Source organism: Nocardioides daedukensis, assembly GCF_013408415.1.
GTDB lineage: Bacteria > Actinomycetota > Actinomycetes > Propionibacteriales > Nocardioidaceae > Nocardioides > Nocardioides daedukensis.
On sequence record NZ_JACCAA010000001.1, the window covers coordinates 1,546,343 to 1,562,862 of the forward strand.

Genomic DNA, 16,520 nt, shown 5'->3' on the forward strand with positions numbered 1-16,520 from the left:
TGGAGACTCAACCGAGCAGAGCGCTCGGCACCACTGTCACGGCGTACGGCGATGCTGCCGTCCAGGACTCATCGCCCTCCACGTCGGCAACCCGTTCGTAGACACCGGACTGCAGCAGCCACGCGATCAGACGTGGCTCCACCGGGTCGACAACCCAATAGGACGGAACGCCGGCCCGCTCATAGGCAGCCTTCTTCAGGTTGAGGTCCACGAGTCGCGTGCTGGGCGACAGGATCTCTATGGCGAGCAGGGGCGCTGTCGGCAGATTATTCTCCGTGAAGGCCCCGCGTCCGGCCACCAGCAGATCCGGCTGCACTCCCGTCTGATCGTCCAAGACCACGTCGAATGGTGCGGCGAGAACCTTCAGGTGCGGTGGGCACGCCTGACTGAGCAAGACGGACAACTCCATGCTGACCGTCTGATGGCGCAGGCTCGGGCCGGGCGTCACGAGGAGCGTCCCGTCGATGAGCTCGTAGCGATGCCCGTCATCGGGCATCGACTCGAGGTCGGCGACGGTCAACGCGCGCCCACGCGGCAAGGTGGTCACGGCTTCCATGGTGCCCCACTTTCACGCGCTCTGCGAGAGCACGATCGGCTCATTGAGTGCCTCCGCGAGGCCGGTTGGGTTGCCCGAGACGCGGACGAAGGCGTCGATCTGCTCGGGGGTGAAGTCACTGCGGTGTGTCAGCACGGTGGTCACCACCAGGCCCCAACCCTGAGCCAAGATCAGCGGCTCAGGGTGCAGCAGCTGCTTGACCATGAGGGCGGTGGAGAACGACATCCACTCCTGCGGGATCGGTGGGAAGCAAGCGCTGGTGACTGAGCGGGCATCGACACGGCTACGCAAGGAGGCGCAATGCTCATCGCCGTCTCGGGCCTTGTCCCATCCCAGGCTGGCCACAGCCAGACCATCAACGCCCAGCGGTGCGGCGACAGAGCGCAGTACGGCGACGACCTCAGGGGCAGCCAACCACTCCGGACTCGGCGCGACCGCCGGTCCGGTCAGGCCGCACAGGATCGGCCCGATGCCGTGGCTCATCACCCGCACGTCGAGGGCGTCAGCAACGGCCGTGGTGCACAGGAACCCGTGCAGGGCCTCGTCCAACACTCCACGGACATTTCGCAGTGTCCGGTCGCGGTCGTGGGAGTCCACCTTCATCCAGGTCATCAGGGCAGCACTCGCTTCCTTGCCCCAGCTCTTGCCGAACTCATGGACGGTCCCGTGGATGGCCTTCTGCAATCTCCGCATGCCGTCGGCGCGCCCGAGAGGCCTGGCTTTCGAGGCCGCGATGGAGCTCGGCCAGCTCAGGGAACCTTCCATGTCAACGCACAGGAGGTTGTAGAAGATGTCGACCATCTCTGTCGGATCGGCAGTCCACACAAGCGCTGCGCGAGCGAGCACCAGCGGCGTACACGCTCCGAACCTTGCCGTGGGCGACCAGTCCGGCGATGCAGGCAGCTCCCAACCAGCGGGGAGCGGCCCACGATCAGCGAGTACGTCGCACAGGTGTGCGTATTCAGACTGAGCCGCGGTCAGGGCGGCTGCCGCCATTGGGTGAGGCTCTCCGACCGGCTCCCGCTCGAGCGACCATCGGACGGGAAGGACCTTGGCTCCATCGGCGACTTGGAAGGCGTCGAGGTCCTCGGCGTCCTGTGCCGGGTCGAGCTGGAAGTGTGCGGTGACCTGGTCGTCGTCGTACGTCCTGCTCCAGGTGTCGCCGACCTTGAGTTCGCCGTCGAGAAGCTGCCAGGCCAGCTCGTTCAGGATCCTGGTGTTGTCGCGCATGCTGAACATCCAGTCGTCGCCGGGGTCACTGCCCAGGCACGGACGACTCCACATGTGCAGCTCGGGGAATCCACGCTCGGCGAGTCCAGCGGTGTAGGCGAAGTCGCTGCCCTCCCCGTCGGGATCGAAGATCGTGTAAACCGTCCAGAACGGGTGCTGCTCGTCGCCGTGCTGTCTGCTCATCGGGACCTCCTGGAGTCGTTCCCAAGAAGTTAGGTGAGATCACCGACAGGCCGCGGGCGTTATCCACAGGCTCGGTTCACCGTGCTCAGGCGTCCACATCCACGCTGGCATTGGGAATGCTCACCGACGCGCCGACCTCGCCCTCTTCAGGCTCAAAGCCACTGATGAAGATGTCGGTCAGTGCAGATCCAATCTGGCTGGCGTAGTGGTTCAGGACCCAGATCGCAGCGAGACACAAGGCAATCATCAGAAGGGCCCGGATCAGCTGCCTTGAAGCGCTCGCACGCCGTACGGGCCTGCGCTTCGCGGGTCCTGGACGCTTCGCTGAAGAACGGCTCGCAGCAGCAGGCTTGGTCGAGAATTGTCCACTACGTGGCTCGGTGGCGGGAGGCAGCGCGACCGCGGCTCGGCGTGCGAACCTGACGACGGCCTCTGCGTGCAGCGTCGGCGGTCGCGATAAGAGCATGTCGACGAGATTCGCTGTCGAGCAGACCATGACGTCGCGGGCCCAGCCCTCGATCGCATCGTCTCGCACGAAACACATGGCACCGGTAACAGGCAGTCCACCCATGGCCACGGAGACCGCAAGGGCAGCCTCTGCCGCTCCCACCACGGCCATCTCCCGGCTGCGGCCGTTCTGCCTGAGGACCTGATCACGTACGGCGATTGCGCCCGACCAGTTCTTGCTGTCGATGACGAAGGCACCACCAGGACCGATCACCACGTGGTCGATGTTCGCGCGGGGACGTCCCGGCCAAGCAACGTCGTGAAGCACCACCCAGCCTTGGTCGAGTAGCGGCTGAAGCACCGCTGCCGTTGCGTTTTCACCTTCTGCGCCGCGCTCGAAGCGTTCGGCCGCACGGGCATGACGATCAGCCTTCTCACGCTGCCTGCGCGCGTACTCGCGCGATGACTCCCCCGCCATTCAGTGCCTCCCAACACTCCTGATCAGGAGGGTAGGACAGCTTGCAGGCTCGCGGACCAGAATGCGCAGAGTGGGCTTACTGCTTCCGATTCATTTCCGACCCTGCCCCGTCACTCTCTGAAGGCGCTTACTGCATCCCACAATGCGCCGCGCCCGCGAGTGCTGGGCAGGGCCTTCCGCACAGCTTCGCGCGCCGTGGCCGGGTCCTCGTCGAGCAGCACCGAGAGGGTGACGGCGATGGAGGGCGTGCGTTGTTCGGCCGCGACACAGTGCAGGAAGACCGTGTGCCCCTCGGCTCGCAGTCCGCGCACCGCATCGGCGGCGTCGTACAAGGCGAAGTGCAGGTTGGGGTTGTCGGCCGGGTCGTCACGATCCATCAGCCGCGACTCGACGATGACAGCAGCACCCTCGTGGCAGGACTGGTCGCGGCCGACTCGACAGGCGGCGACGACGGCGGTGGCGCCGTGCCCGCGGGAACGATGGGTGCCGAGCAGCACGCCGGGGTCAACCGGGTGGGGTACGACGTCGCGCGATGCGCTCTCGGTGTAGCTCACGTCGGCGACACCGGGCCACCCCGCAGAATCGGGCTTCCCGCCACGCACGGTCAGGGTGCCCAGCTCGGTCAGGTCATGACCGTCTCGACCGGGCCAGCCGTGCACAGCACGGCGCCAGCGCCACGGGACCGCACTGGCGCCCCACCGCGCACCGAGCAGGCCGCCGGCGATGGCAGCAACGGTGTCGGTGTCGTTCCCGACGCGAACCGCCGCGTGCAGCGCGTCCTGGAGGTGCAGGCACGGGAATCGATGTGCAGCCGGGTCCAATTCGGGAACCGGCGTCGCGTGAATGGCGGCGACTGCGGCTTGCAAGGCGGTCACAGTGAAACCGTTGGGCGTGAACCGAGCAGCCGGACCTGCGATCGCCTCGTCGAGCCAGTCCTGCCACTGCTGGCGACGCTCGGGAGGAAGCAGGTCAAGGCCCGCACAGAAGTCGATGCGGCCTTCCAGCACGGCAACCCGGATCGCTTCTCCCCAGAGGATGCAGGACTCGGTGGCCAGCGGGTCGCCATGGGTCAGTGACGCGATCAGCTGGGCCGCGCGTGCTGCCTGCTCGCGGTCCTCGAGGTGGGCCAGCGCCACGGGCGCGGTGCGCATCAGTGCACCGTTGCCGGCGGAGCGTGGGTTGCGACGGGCGTGGTCCGCGGCGACCGCCGTCATCACGGTCGCCGTACCGCTCTCACCCGAGTCGAGACGTCGACGCGTGGCCCCGAGCACCGCGCTGGTCTGGATGCCGATGTCGGCAGGGCCGTCGTCGTACCAGCGCAGGAAGCCATCGGCGATAGCGTCGAGCGCCTCGACCGAGGCGAGGTCTGCACCGGTGGCAGCAACTTCGGCGATGCAGAGCGTCATCGATGTGTCGTCACTCCACTCCCCCGCCGCGAAGTTGCCCAGGCCGCCGCCCTTCATCTCGGCGAACTCATCGGCGGCCGGCGGCCGAGCGAACTCGTAGGGCACCCCGAGGGCGTCGCCCGACGCGAGGCCGAGGAGTACGCCGACGGCGCGGTCGGTCTGGGCAGTGGTGAGGTTCATGATCATCCCTTCCTACCCTGGGTGCGGAGCACCAGGTCGTCGATGACTTCGTCGCGCGTGGTGACGAAGTGTGGCAGCAGAGCTGCGAGGTGGTGGTGCGCGAACGGCACCGCCGGGATGGAGAGGACCAGCAGCACAGAGCGGCCCTGGAGCAGGAACTTGACCATCGAGTGGGTGCTGTTGAGCACGCTGACTTCGAGGGCGGCCTGCCGGCGGCTGCGGACGTCATGGGCCAGGCGGGTGAGGATCTCCACCATGGGCATCCCGTGACTGACGCGCACATAGATCGGCGTGCCGTCGTGGGTGATGACGAAGTCCCCATCCTCATCCTGCGGCGGCACCTCATCGAAGAGGTAGCCGAGGGATTCGCGGACCAGCTCGATGAGCTCTTCCCGCGAGTCGGAGCGCTGGGCCCATTCCGTCGGGGGCCCGATCGGTGGGCCGTCGTCGAGGTCCACGACGTCTGTCGGCACTTCACGGGAGGCGATGAGCCCGATCGCCGCGATGTCCTGGGCAGCTGGTCCCCAGCCGTTCACGGTGAGGAACTCGGGGAACGGCACCTGGAACTGACCGGACAGCGCCGCGCACGCCATCCGCGCCAGCGTTGCCGGGTCGTCGCCGTGAACCCAGAGGTTGGGGCACTTGTCGTCGTCCTCGGGCAGGTTCCACCCGAGGAGCATGAGCGCCTCGAGCGCCGCCGCTGACAGTTGGAACTGCTCAGCCAGCACCCGATTGCCGGAGACCTCCATGCGCCAGCCGTCGTCGCCGATGCAGCAGAACTGGACATAGGGAGTCACCTCCCCCGAGATGGTGGGAGTTTCGATGATCAGGTGGTCCTCGTCGCCACTCATGGTGGCGATGTATCCGGCCAACTGCTGGCCCAGCGTGACCCAGCCCAAGGTGACCTCAGGCAGTTCGTGATTGGTGTCGTTCATGGCCATACCCCCTTCGCGCACATTTGCGCCTTCTGTGAAGAGATTAGCACGCCGCTGCCATTCGGGCAGATGTGCACTAACCTTGTTCGTATGTCGCCGCCGAGCTCGTTGAGCAGCTACCCCCAACCAAGTGTCGCCGTCGATGTCGCACTTCTGACTGTAGACACGACCACCGACAGAAACGTCGGAAACCGACTCAAGGTGCTGGTCCAGCAGCGCTCCCGCAGTCCGCGCGGCCTGGTCCTGCCCGGCAGATTCGTGCGCAAGGGTGAGACTTTCGCCGACGCCGTACGAGCCACCCTGTCGGAGAAGGTCGGCATCGAGGACGCCGTCGCCGAGCCCCGCCTGCTCAAGATGTACGACGACCCGCGCCGCGACCAGCGCGGCTGGGTCATGTCCGCACTCCACGTGCTCGCGCTGCCGGTCCAGGCCCTCGCTGACGCAAGCGGAGACCTGCTCGCTGTTGACGAGGCGGGGCGCTTGGCCGACCGGCGACACCTGGTCTTCGACCACGACGACATGCTCGCCGCTGCGGTTCAGCGGATGCGCTCGCACTATGAGGCAACGCCCGATCCCTATCGCCTGCTTGGCAACTCGTTCACCCTCGGCCAACTGCGCGACCTGCACGAGTCCGTCCTGGGTGAGCCGCTGTTGAAGGACACCTTCAACCGGCGAATGAAGGGTTATCTGACCGAGAAGATGGTCAAGGGTGAGCCGGTCCGTGAGCAGGAGACGGGTGGGCGCCCGGCCCTCGTCTACGTGCGTTCCAAAGACACCGAACTCAGCCAGCGAGAGCGGCGGAGATTGCTGCTTCCGCGGCGCTGAGCGAATCAAGCCCCGCGCGGGACCGCAGAAAAATTGATCGGCGTAAGGGCCGACGATCTCTCAAGCGCGCCAGGCAGCTCGAAGAAGCCACCGCGACTGCGGCCGAATCCAAACAGGCAGATGAGCACAAACGAGTCAGATTCTTCGGCGGAGAACTCCACTTCGTTGCGGGACACTAGATAGGGCATTCGATCCGACCACCGCGTGGTCTTCACTTCAATGCAGCGTTCCCTCCCCTCGGGTGTATAGCTAAGGACGGCGAATCCAAGCCCATCACCTTCGTCCACCGATACATGCCTGACCGACTCCGCGAACCGATCCTGCCCAGCAACCCGCAGAGTTGCGCGCTCCAGCGCAACGACGGCTTCCTCGCCGGCAAGCCCGAGCCCTCGCCCACTCGCTGATCGTGTGGGTTCTGACGTGTCCCATACGTCAAAAGCCACACAATGATGCGGCCAGACCACCGATATCGAGAACGGGCCCGACACCCGAAGGTGTCGAGCCCGTTCAAGGGTTCAGCGGTTGATCAGCACCGATCAGCTGCAGCCGGAGGTGCTTCCGCAGCCCTCGCACACGTAGCACGAGCCTGCCGGACGCATCTTGGTGCCACAGGTGAAGCAGAGCGGGCTGTCGATCGCGGTGCCGCTGATCTTCTCGAGGAGCTCAGCCGTGGTGTGCGCCCCCTGGGTGTCGGTCTTGACCGCCGACTCGCTGACGCTCGCTTCGCGAGCAGCCGGGGCCTCGGTGGCCTCGACGACCAGCTCGGCCGCGTTGCCAGTCTCTTCGACGAGCTCATAGGAGCCGGTCTCGAGCTGGCGCTGGCGCTCCTCGGCGGAGTAGATGCCGAGCGCCGAGCGGTCCTCGAAGGACATGTAGTCCAAGGCAAGACGACGGAAGATGTAGTCCATGATCGACTGCGACATCCGCACGTCCGGGTCGTCGGTCATGCCGGCGGGCTCGAAGCGCAGGTTGGTGAACTTCGAGACGTAGGTCTCCAACGGCACGCCGTACTGCAGGCCGATCGAGACCGCGATCGAGAAGGCGTCCATCACGCCGGCCAGGGTCGAGCCCTGCTTGCCGAGCTTGAGGAAGACCTCACCGAGCTCACCGTCGTTGTGGGCACCCGAGGTCATGTAGCCCTCGGCGCCACCCACGGTGAACGACGTGGTCCGCGAGACGCGCGACTTCGGCAGGCGCTTGCGGGTCGGGGCGTAGACGACCTTCTCCACGACCTTCTCGACGACGTCCGCCGCGGCTGCGGCGTTCGAGTCGGCTCCCTTGTTCTCGCCCTTGCCGGACGAGAGCGGCTGGCCAACCTTGCAGTTGTCGCGGTAGACGGCGAGAGCCTTGATGCCGAGCTTCCAACCCTGCAGGTAGACGTCCTCGATCTCTTCGACAGTCGCCTCCTCGGGGAGGTTGACGGTCTTGCTCACGGCGCCACTCAGGAACGGCTGAGCAGCCGCCATCATCCGCACGTGACCCATCGGCTTGAGCGCCCGGGCACCCATCGCGCAGTCGAAGATCTCGTAGTGCTCCTGGCGCAGGCCGGGTGCGTCGATGACGTGACCGTTCTCGGCGATGTAGGCAACGATCGCCTCGATCTGCTCGGGCTGGTAACCCAGCTTCTTCAGCGCACGCGGGATCGTCTGGTTGACGATCTGCATCGAGCCGCCGCCGACGAGCTTCTTGAACTTCACCAGCGAGAAGTCGGGCTCGATGCCGGTGGTGTCGCAGTCCATCATGAAGCCGATGGTGCCGGTCGGTGCGAGCACCGAGGCCTGCGCGTTGCGGAAGCCGTTCTTCTCACCGATCTCGAGCACCTTCGCCCACTCGGCGGTGGCCAGCTTGTGCACGGCCAGGTCCTCGGTGTGCAGGGTGCGCACCGTGTCGTTGGCAGCCTGGTGCTTGCGCATCACGCGCTTGTGGGCGTCCGCGTTGCGGGCGTAGCCGTTGTAGGGACCGACGATCCCGGCCAGCTCGGCCGAGCGGCGGTACGACGTACCGGTCATCAGGCTGGTGATCGAGGCAGCCATCGAGCGGCCGCCGTCGGAGTCATAGCCCAGGCCCATCGCCATCAGCAGCGCGCCGAGGTTGGCGTAGCCGATGCCGAGCTGGCGGTAGTTGCGGGTGGTCTCACCGATCGGCTCGGTCGGGAAGTCCGCGAAGCAGATCGAGATGTCCATCGCGGTGATGATGAACTCCACGGCCTTCGCGAAGAGCTCACCGTCGAAGGTGTCGTCGTCGCGGAGGAACTTGAGGAGGTTCAGCGACGCCAGGTTGCACGACGAGTTGTCCAGCGACATGTACTCCGAGCACGGGTTGGATGCGGTGATCCGGCCGGTCTCGGGGTTGGTGTGCCAGTCGTTGATGGTGTCGTCGTACTGCAGGCCCGGGTCGGCACATGCCCACGCGGCCTCGGAGATCTTGCGGAACAGGCCACGCGCGTCGACGGTCTCGATGACCTCGCCGGTGCCGCGAGCCTTCAGGCCGAACTCGGTGCCGTCCTCGACCGCACGCATGAACTCGTCGGTGACGCGCACCGAGTTGTTGGCGTTCTGGTACTGCACGGAGGTGATGTCCTTGCCGCCCAGGTCCATGTCGAACCCGGCGTCGCGCAGCGCGCGGATCTTGTCCTCCTCGCGCATCTTCGTCTCGACGAACTCCTCGATGTCCGGGTGGTCGACGTCGAGGACGACCATCTTGGCCGCACGACGCGTGGCGCCGCCCGACTTGATGGTGCCCGCGGACGCGTCCGCGCCGCGCATGAAGGAGACCGGGCCGGACGCCGTACCACCGGAGGAGAGGAGCTCCTTGGAGGAACGGATGCGCGACAGGTTGAGGCCGGCGCCGGAGCCGCCCTTGAAGATGAAGCCCTCTTCCTTGTACCAGTTCAGGATCGAGTCCATCGAGTCATCCACGGAGAGGATGAAGCAGGCCGAGACCTGCTGCGGGGACGGGGTGCCGACGTTGAACCAGACCGGGGAGTTGAAGGAGAAGTACTGGTGCACGAGCAGCCAGGTCAGCTCGTGCTCGAAGAGCTCGGCGTCGGCGGTGGAGGCGAAGTAGCCGTGCTCGCGACCGGCGGCGGTGTAGGTCTTCACGACCCGGTCGATGAGCTGCTTGAGGCTCCACTCGCGGGTGTCGGTGCCGACGGCGCCGCGGAAGTACTTCGTGGTGACGATCGTCGAGGCGTTGACGCTCCAGAAGTCGGGATATTCCACACCGCGCTGCTCGAAGACGGTGTCACCGGTCTTCCAGTTCGTCTGTACGACGTCGCGGCGCTCCCAGTTGATCTCGTCGTAGGGGTGCACGCCCTTGGTGCTGAAGACCCGCTCGATCTTCATGCCCTTGCCCTTGGCCTTGGACTGCGCCTTTGCAGATCCGCCGCTGACCGTCTCCGTCATGTCTCCTCTTTCCTCGAACTCCGGCTGTTCCCTGGTCCTGCTGTGTGTCGTGCTGGTGCTGCTGATGTCTGTCGCTCCCCGTTGCGGGGGTCGCAGTGCTGCATCGGGGAGTGATGATGAGGGGTGCCCGGCACGCAGCTTCCCCACTACGTGCCGGGCAGTCTGTGTCAGCCCGTGGGCTGGGGTTGGTTGCGGGGCGAGCGCTCGAGGCTCTCCTCACCAACCTGGATGCGCTCCGCGCGCAACATGGCGATCTCGGCCTCGAAGTCATCCGCGGACTCGAACGCGCGGTAGACGCTGGCGAAGCGGAGATAGGCAACTTCATCGAGCTCGCGCAGCGGTCCGAGGATGGCCAGGCCGACCTCGTTGGCGGGGGCCTCGGCCCATCCGTCGCTGCGGAGCGTGTCCTCGACCGTCTGGCCCAAGCAGGCCAGCTGGTCCTCGGTCACGGGACGACCCTTGCACGCCTTGCGGGCGCCGTTGATCGCCTTGTCACGGTTGAACGGCTCGGTCGCGCCGGAGCGCTTGAGCACCATCAACTGCATCTGCTCCACGGTCGAGAAACGCTTGCCACACTGCGGGCACGAGCGCCGGCGACGGATCGAGCCGCCGTCGTCGCCGACCCGCGAGTCGAGGACCTTGGTGTCGGTGCTGCGGCAGAACGGACAGTGCATGTCTGGGCAACTCCCTTCCCTTGGTCAACGTCTGCGGATCAGGCGCCATTCCTCACTCGGGCACACCGAACAGAGCCCCTGTGCGGGGCCCGCTGGAGTGTCACCGATCTGTGGAGAACTACGCCTTGTTTGTGGACAAGTAGTGGCCAACCTGTGCGTTCAGCAGCCAATCCTGTGGACCGAATGACCCGGTTCTGTGGACTAGATGTGGAAAACCACAACGGTGTAACTACTAGATGTAGTGGTAACCGTACGTCGGAACCACGAGCGGATGCAAGCGGGTCCCAGGAGATTTTCGAGCTTGGTCCCCACCCGTTCCAAAACCGCAGGTCAGGGACGTGCGGCTGCCGAAATTGGTCTGCGGCATGCGTGTCGGCGACCGGTCACGAGTTCACTCGATCGGTTAGTGCGCCAACCGATTGCCTGACACAATGGGGGTGTGGCAGGGCAAGGGGCAGGGAAACGTGCGGGATCGCGTCGAGCGACGGCGAAGAAGTCCCGGATCGACCCTGTTTTCCTGCTGCTCTCCTTTGCCGTCACCGTCCTGGTGGTGGCGTGGGGCTATCTGGTGAAGGCCGCGATCGACTTCGGTTCAGAGGGCCGCGGTGGCGAGTCCTCGGCCTGGCTCTTCCTCGCCTTGGCCTGCGTAGGCGCGGCCGGGTGCTTGTTCATCGGCCTGATCCTGGTCGCCAAGCTGCTCGCCCTGGTCGGGGTCCTCCCCGAGACCGCAACCGGTCCCGCCGGCGTCGAGCTCGGCCAGCAGAGCGCCCGCTCCACTCCCTCGACCTACGTCCCGAACACGGGCACGTATGGCGACCGGATCGGCGACATCAGCTCCGAGCGTTCCCGGCGGCTCTTCCCTCTCCCGCCCGAGGACGCCGGGGAGACCCGGGAGACCGAGGCAGTGACTGACTCAGCCAAGGGGGCCAGCCAGAGCTTCGCACCCCCGACCCAGCGTCAGCCCGGAGCCACCCAGAACACCGACACCAACGAGACCACCGGCTCCCACGCCGCGATCGGCACCGACGAGAACGACACGAAGCGGGTGCCGAACCCGCGTTATCCCGGCGGCAAGCGCGCGGCTCGCTGAGCCCGGCCACAGGACGGGCCAGCGAGACAAGTTAGGCGACACTAACCAGCACGTGATAGCCATTGCCCGTGAGTGATTCGGCAGCCGCGCCTGCTTCTGCGTGGGCCCTGCTGCTGCGGGGACTGCGACGCAACAAGGCAAAACTCCTCGGCTCCTATGCCCTGCTCAGCCTGTGGCAGGCCTGCGAGACCCTCGTCCCGGTCTTCATCGGCCTGACCATCGACCGTGCCGTGTCCACCGGCGAGGTCGACCAGATGGTGATCTGGGGCCTCGCGCTGTGCGTGCTGTTCGGCTTCTTGTCCTACGGCTACCGGTACGGCGCCTGGATCGGCTTCCACGTCGTGTCGATGGAGATGCACCGGATCCGGGTCGAGATCGCCGCCCACTCACTGCACCCACGGGGTGCCAAGACAGCACTCCGTCCGGGCGAGACACTCTCGCTGGCCACGGCCGACGCCGAGCTGGTGGGGCAGTTCATCCGCTCCACCGGCTTCACCATCGCCGCGGTCATCTCGATCGTCGGGGCCTCCTGGTTCCTCCTCGCGATGGACCTCGTCCTCGGCCTCGTCGTGGTGATCGGCGTACCGACCGTGCTGCTGCTGACCCAGGTCATCACCCCGCGCATCTCGCGCCACACCGAGCACCAACAGGCCACCGTCGCCGAGGCGACCGGCGTGGCCACCGACCTGGTCCGCGGCCTGCGCGTGCTCAAGGGCATCGGCGCGGAACCGGTCGCAGGCGCCCGCTATCGGGTGCTCAGCGGACGGGCGCGTGACGCGTCGGTGCGGAGTACGTCGACCTATGGCGCAATGGCCGGCCTCACCGAGGGCCTGGCCGGACTGTTCCTCGCAGCCGTCGCGCTCGTCGCCGGGCACCGAGCCCTCTCCGGCGACATCACCATCGGCGAGCTGGTCGCGGTCGTCGGCCTGACCCAGTTCCTCGCCGAACCGCTCGGGATGCTGGGCGACATCTCCGCGCACACGGCGCGCGCCCACGCCTCCGCGCGACGCATCGTCGACTTCCTCGCCTCACCGCGACTGGTCGAGGAGGGCGAGTCCAGCCCGGTCTTCACCCCCGCAGAGCTGCGCCTGAGCGGTGTCAGCGCGCCCGGGCTCGACGCGGTCGACCTGGCGTCTCGGCCCGGGGAGATCCTCGGCATCGCCGTCACCGACCCGACCGCGGCCGCCACCCTGATGGGCCTGGTCAACGGGTCGATCACACCGACCTCGGGCACGATCTCGCTCGGCGGGCTCCCCCTGCGCGACCTGAGCAGCTCCGCACGCGAGGCGCACCTGCTGGTCAACCCGCACCACGTCGACCTCTTCGAGGGCACCCTGCGAAGCAACGTCGACCCGACCGGGCGCCTCAACGAGCGGGCCCTGGGCCTGCTGCTCGATGCGTCGGCCTGCGCCGACGTGGTGTCCCTGGTCCCCGAAGGACTCGACCAGCCGGTCACCCCGGACGGTGCCACCTTCTCCGGCGGCCAGCGCCAGCGGATCGCGCTTGCCCGGGCCCTGGCGATGGATGCCCCCATCTTGGTGCTCCACGACCCGACCACCGCGGTCGACGCAGTCACCGAGCACCGCATCGCGCAGGGCATCCGCAGGCTGCGCACGGCCGGCGCGTCACGACGTACGACCTGGTTGATCACCTCCTCCCCCGCCCTGCTGGCCCAGTGCCACCGCGTGGTGCTGGTGGCCGAGGGCCGTGTGCAGTCCGAGGGCACCCACCACGACCTTGCGTCGGAGTCGACCTATGCGGAGGTGGTGCTGCGATGAGCCGCAACATCCTCCCGATCGCCTCGCGCCAGGAGACCGCCCGGCTGGCGTGGCGACTGGTGGCCAGCCGTCGTCTCCCGCTGCTGCTGACCATCGCCTCGTTCATCCTGGCCGGGCTGTGCGCCCTGGTCGCACCGTGGATGCTCGGCACGATCGTCGACCTGGTCATCGACGGCGCACCCGAACGCGAGATCACCCGGGCCGCACTCGTGATCGCGGCGGCAGCCGTCGCCGGCGGGCTCTTCACCTGGGCCTCGGTCGCCTTCCTCGCCCGCGCCGGTGAGCCTGCTCTTGCCACGTTGCGCGAGGACGTGCTCGACAAGGCACTGGCCCTCGACTCGGCGCGCGTGGAGGAGGCCGGCACCGGTGACCTGCTCTCCCGGGTGGGTGACGACGCCCGGACGGTGGCCAACTCGCTGACCGAGATCGTGCCGACCCTGGTGAACTCGCTGGTCCTGGTCACGTTCACGGCTGTCGGCCTCTTCGCCCTCGACTGGCGACTCGGACTGGCCGGTCTGGGTGCGGCGCCGTTCTATGCGATGGCGCTGCGGTGGTACCTGCCGAAGTCCGGACCGTTCTATGCCCGCGAGCGAGTCGCCCAGGGCGAGCGGGCGCAGGTGATGGTCAGCGGGCTCCAGGGCGCCGCGACCGTGCGCGCGTTCGGGATGTCCTCGGGCCAGGTCGCCACGATCGAGAACCGATCCGCCCAGGCGCGTGACATCTCGATGACGGTGTTCCGGCTGCTCACCCGCTTCGGCGCCCGGTCCAACCGGGCCGAGCTGATCGGTCTGCTGCTGGTGCTGACCACCGGCTTCTGGCTGGTCCGCGCCGACTCGACCTCGGTCGGCGCGGTCACCGCGGCGGCGCTCTACTTCCACCGGTTGTTCAACCCGATCAACGCGCTGCTCTACATCTTCGACGCGGTGCAGTCGACGGGCGCCTCGCTCTCCCGACTGGCCGGCGTCTCCCTGCTGCCGGATGCTCCCGAGCGCCCGGGGTCACTGCCCGAAGCGCCCGGACCACTGGTGCTTACCGGCATCGACCACTCCTATGTGCCAGGACGTCCGGTGCTGTCGGGTGTCTCTCTCAGCATCGCTCCCGGCGAGCGGGTCGCACTGGTCGGCGCGACCGGTGCTGGCAAGACCACGCTGGGTGCCATCGCCGCCGGCGTACTGCCTCCCTCGTCGGGCTCGGTCACCCTGGCCGGCACCGCCATCGGCGACCTGTCCACGTCCCTGCTCCGCTCGCGGGTGGCGTTGATCAGCCAGGACTTCCACGTCTTCGCCGGCACCGTGCGCGAGGCGGTGACCCTGGTCGACGCCTCGGCCACGGACGCCCAGGTCCTCGCCGCCCTCGACCTGGTCCACGCGTCCCGCTGGGTCTCGTTGCTGCCCGAGGGCCTGGACACCGTGATCGGCACCGGTTCGCACCCGGTGACACCTGCCCAGGCGCAGCAGCTGGCGCTGGCACGGATCGCACTGGCCGATCCCTGGTACGTCGTCCTGGACGAGGCCACTGCCGAGGCAGGCTCGGCCGGCGCGCGCGAGCTCGAGGAGGCCGCACTCGCGGTCACCTCGGGACGTGGCGCCCTGGTCGTCGCCCACCGCCTGACCCAGTCGGCAACCGCGGACCGGGTGCTGGTGTTGCACGAGGGCGTGGTCGTCGAGGAGGGCTCGCACGACGAGCTGCTCGCGGCCGACGGTCGTTATGCCGAGCTCTGGGCCGCCTGGTCCAGCTGAGGCTCCGCCGTCCCCGCTTCGCCGCTCCCTGCCCTTTGTCGCCGACCCGTCGTGAATTCGCATTCTGTCCGCGACACGCATCGAACATTTGTTCGCCCGGGGCTTGATTTGTTCGAACAGGTGCTCTAACTTCGTACATGTGTTCGATCGAACGTCTGATCGAGCGGCACCCGTTGTCGGTGGTCGCCATTAGACATAGCTCGACACCGACCAACCCCCTTCCCCGGAGGTCTTCTGATGAGCACCATGACCCTCACCCCCAGCATTCCGAGCTTCCGCACGTCGCAGGTTCGCCTGACCCGTCGCGGCCGCCTCGTGGTCTTCGTCGCCGCACTGCTCTTCGTGCTGGCCGGCGCGGTGTTCCTCGGAACCTCCTCGGTGGCAAGCAACAACGAGTCGGGCTCCGAGCAGCAGACCGAGGTGATCATGGTCGGCTATGGCGAGACCCTCTGGGGCATCTCGTCCGACCTCGCCGAGGACGGCAGCGTGCGCGACATGATGGCCACGATCAAGGACCTCAACGCCCTGGACTCGTCGATGCTCGTCGCCGGCCAGGAGATCCACGTCCCGGTCACCGACTGACCGGACACCACAGTTTTCTGCAGGTCGCCTCGACCCCGGCCTGCAGATGGGGAAGACAAGGGGCGGGATCCGGGCGATCCCGCCCCTTGGCGCATTTCACGACGGCGCATTTCACCGCCCAGAACACCGCGACATGACGCCGCGACACGTTCGAACAGGTGTTTGAACATGCCGCCTCCGACGGCTAGCGTGAGACCCAACACGGCGCAGCACCCCTCTTGCAGGACGACCAGCACAGCGGAAGGCAGATCCATGGCACCGAAGGACCCGAAGGCAAAGGTCACCTCCCTACCCGACGGGCCCCCGGACGCCACCGGCCTGACCCCGCGCCAACAGCGGATCCTGACCACGCTGCGCGAGTCGATCGAGACCCGCGGCTATCCCCCGAGCATGCGCGAGATCGGCGAGACGGTGGGACTGACCAGCTCCTCCTCGGTCTCCCACCAGCTCAAGGTGCTCGAGGCCAAGGGCTTCATCAAGCGCGACCCCAACCGCCCCCGCGCCATCCAGGTCTTCATGCCCGAGACCGCTGCCGCATCCCGCGCCGTGGGCAGCGCCGACGAGGTCGACTACGACGAGACCGGCATCGGCGACGCCATGCCGGCTGCGACCTACGTCCCGATCGTCGGCCGGATCGCTGCCGGTGGCCCGATCCTCGCCGAGGAGCGCGTCGAGGAGATCTTCCCGCTGCCCAAGTCCCTGGTCGGCGACGGCACCCTGTTCCTGCTCGAGGTCTCCGGTGACTCGATGATCGACGCGGCCATCTGCAACGGCGACTACGTCGTCATCCGCCAGGAGCAGACCGCCCGCAACGGCGAGATCGTCGCCGCCCTGATCGATGGCGAAGCCACCGTCAAGACGTTGCAGCGCAAGGACGGCCAGGTCTGGTTGATGCCGCACAACGACGCCTACGACCCGATCGACGGCAACAACGCCTCCATTCTCGGTGTCGTCACCGCGGTGCTGCGCAAGGTGTGAACCAAAGGTGTGAACCAATCGGCGACGTCCTGGTG

At 67.1% G+C, this 16,520-nt stretch carries 14 protein-coding genes; 6 read left to right on the forward strand and 8 right to left on the reverse strand.

Annotated elements, in window-relative coordinates; genetic code table 11:
• Positions 1 to 7: 7 nt before the first annotated feature.
• The 5 genes from BJ980_RS07665 to BJ980_RS07685 form a co-directional block, all read right to left on the reverse strand.
• Positions 8 to 556 (reverse strand): Uma2 family endonuclease, encoded by a 549-nt coding sequence (locus tag BJ980_RS07665; protein WP_179501749.1) that lies wholly within the window; start codon positions 554 to 556, stop codon positions 8 to 10.
• Between the two features lie 12 nt (positions 557 to 568).
• Positions 569 to 1,969, reverse strand: a complete 1,401-nt coding sequence (locus BJ980_RS07670; protein WP_179501750.1) for a hypothetical protein — start codon at positions 1,967 to 1,969, stop codon at positions 569 to 571.
• Between the two features lie 85 nt (positions 1,970 to 2,054).
• Positions 2,055 to 2,894, reverse strand: a complete 840-nt coding sequence (locus BJ980_RS07675) for a nuclease-related domain-containing protein (protein ID WP_179501751.1) — start codon at positions 2,892 to 2,894, stop codon at positions 2,055 to 2,057.
• A 110-nt stretch (positions 2,895 to 3,004) separates the two neighbouring features.
• Complete coding sequence (locus BJ980_RS07680; RefSeq protein ID WP_179501752.1) at positions 3,005 to 4,480, reverse strand: ADP-ribosylglycohydrolase family protein; 1,476 nt, start codon at positions 4,478 to 4,480, stop codon at positions 3,005 to 3,007.
• Between the two features lie 2 nt (positions 4,481 to 4,482).
• Positions 4,483 to 5,415, reverse strand: a complete 933-nt coding sequence (locus BJ980_RS07685) for a T3SS (YopN, CesT) and YbjN peptide-binding chaperone 1 (protein WP_179501753.1) — start codon at positions 5,413 to 5,415, stop codon at positions 4,483 to 4,485.
• Positions 5,416 to 5,616: 201 nt separating this feature from the next.
• Here BJ980_RS07685 and BJ980_RS07690 point away from each other — a divergent pair, with 201 nt between their 5' ends.
• Positions 5,617 to 6,240, forward strand: a complete 624-nt coding sequence (locus BJ980_RS07690) for an NrtR DNA-binding winged helix domain-containing protein (protein ID WP_179501754.1) — start codon at positions 5,617 to 5,619, stop codon at positions 6,238 to 6,240.
• Positions 6,241 to 6,245: 5 nt separating this feature from the next.
• On the opposite strand, the gene BJ980_RS19575 is transcribed toward BJ980_RS07690, so the two are convergent.
• From BJ980_RS19575 to nrdR, 3 genes are all read right to left on the reverse strand, one after another.
• Positions 6,246 to 6,578 carry a protein NO VEIN domain-containing protein gene (locus tag BJ980_RS19575; protein WP_425490358.1) on the reverse strand — a complete coding sequence of 111 codons (333 nt, stop codon included), beginning with the start codon at positions 6,576 to 6,578 and terminating at the stop codon, positions 6,246 to 6,248.
• Between the two features lie 198 nt (positions 6,579 to 6,776).
• Positions 6,777 to 9,644 (reverse strand): vitamin B12-dependent ribonucleotide reductase, encoded by a 2,868-nt coding sequence (locus BJ980_RS07700; RefSeq protein WP_179501756.1) that lies wholly within the window; start codon positions 9,642 to 9,644, stop codon positions 6,777 to 6,779.
• Positions 9,645 to 9,811: 167 nt separating this feature from the next.
• Positions 9,812 to 10,318, reverse strand: coding sequence for a transcriptional regulator NrdR (nrdR, locus tag BJ980_RS07705; protein ID WP_179501757.1), 507 nt, complete (start codon positions 10,316 to 10,318; stop codon positions 9,812 to 9,814).
• Positions 10,319 to 10,757: 439 nt separating this feature from the next.
• On the opposite strand from nrdR, the gene BJ980_RS07710 reads away from it, so the two are divergent.
• The 5 genes from BJ980_RS07710 (at position 10,758) to lexA (ending at position 16,485) form a co-directional block, all read left to right on the forward strand.
• The gene (locus tag BJ980_RS07710; RefSeq protein ID WP_179501758.1) at positions 10,758 to 11,408 is read left to right on the forward strand and encodes a hypothetical protein; all 651 of its coding nucleotides are present in this window, start codon (positions 10,758 to 10,760) and stop codon (positions 11,406 to 11,408) included.
• Between the two features lie 68 nt (positions 11,409 to 11,476).
• Complete coding sequence (locus BJ980_RS07715; RefSeq protein ID WP_179501759.1) at positions 11,477 to 13,186, forward strand: ABC transporter transmembrane domain-containing protein; 1,710 nt, start codon at positions 11,477 to 11,479, stop codon at positions 13,184 to 13,186.
• The gene (locus BJ980_RS07720; RefSeq protein WP_179501760.1) at positions 13,183 to 14,925 is read left to right on the forward strand and encodes an ABC transporter ATP-binding protein; all 1,743 of its coding nucleotides are present in this window, start codon (positions 13,183 to 13,185) and stop codon (positions 14,923 to 14,925) included. The genes BJ980_RS07715 and BJ980_RS07720 overlap by 4 nt, the downstream gene beginning before the upstream one ends.
• 237 nt (positions 14,926 to 15,162) lie before the next feature.
• On the forward strand, positions 15,163 to 15,507 hold the full coding sequence (locus tag BJ980_RS07725) for a LysM peptidoglycan-binding domain-containing protein (RefSeq protein ID WP_179501761.1): 345 nt from the start codon (positions 15,163 to 15,165) through the stop codon (positions 15,505 to 15,507).
• Positions 15,508 to 15,759: 252 nt separating this feature from the next.
• On the forward strand, positions 15,760 to 16,485 hold the full coding sequence (gene lexA / locus BJ980_RS07730) for a transcriptional repressor LexA (RefSeq protein WP_179501762.1): 726 nt from the start codon (positions 15,760 to 15,762) through the stop codon (positions 16,483 to 16,485).
• The last annotated feature ends 35 nt before the right edge of the window (positions 16,486 to 16,520 follow it).

Excerpts from the sequence above, each read along its gene's own strand:
- BJ980_RS07665 (WP_179501749.1), bottom strand. The coding sequence starts at position 556 with ATGGAAGCCGTGACCACCTTGCCGCGTGGGCGCGCGTTGACCGTCGCC.
- BJ980_RS07670 (WP_179501750.1), bottom strand. The coding sequence starts at position 1,969 with ATGAGCAGACAGCACGGCGACGAGCAGCACCCGTTCTGGACGGTTTAC.
- BJ980_RS07675 (WP_179501751.1), bottom strand. The coding sequence starts at position 2,894 with ATGGCGGGGGAGTCATCGCGCGAGTACGCGCGCAGGCAGCGTGAGAAG.
- BJ980_RS07680 (WP_179501752.1), bottom strand. The coding sequence starts at position 4,480 with ATGAACCTCACCACTGCCCAGACCGACCGCGCCGTCGGCGTACTCCTC.
- BJ980_RS07685 (WP_179501753.1), bottom strand. The coding sequence starts at position 5,415 with ATGAACGACACCAATCACGAACTGCCTGAGGTCACCTTGGGCTGGGTC.
- BJ980_RS07700 (WP_179501756.1), bottom strand. The coding sequence starts at position 9,644 with ATGACGGAGACGGTCAGCGGCGGATCTGCAAAGGCGCAGTCCAAGGCC.
- nrdR (WP_179501757.1), bottom strand. The coding sequence starts at position 10,318 with ATGCACTGTCCGTTCTGCCGCAGCACCGACACCAAGGTCCTCGACTCG.
- BJ980_RS07720 (WP_179501760.1), top strand. The coding sequence starts at position 13,183 with ATGAGCCGCAACATCCTCCCGATCGCCTCGCGCCAGGAGACCGCCCGG.
- BJ980_RS07725 (WP_179501761.1), top strand. The coding sequence starts at position 15,163 with ATGAGCACCATGACCCTCACCCCCAGCATTCCGAGCTTCCGCACGTCG.
- lexA (WP_179501762.1), top strand. The coding sequence starts at position 15,760 with ATGGCACCGAAGGACCCGAAGGCAAAGGTCACCTCCCTACCCGACGGG.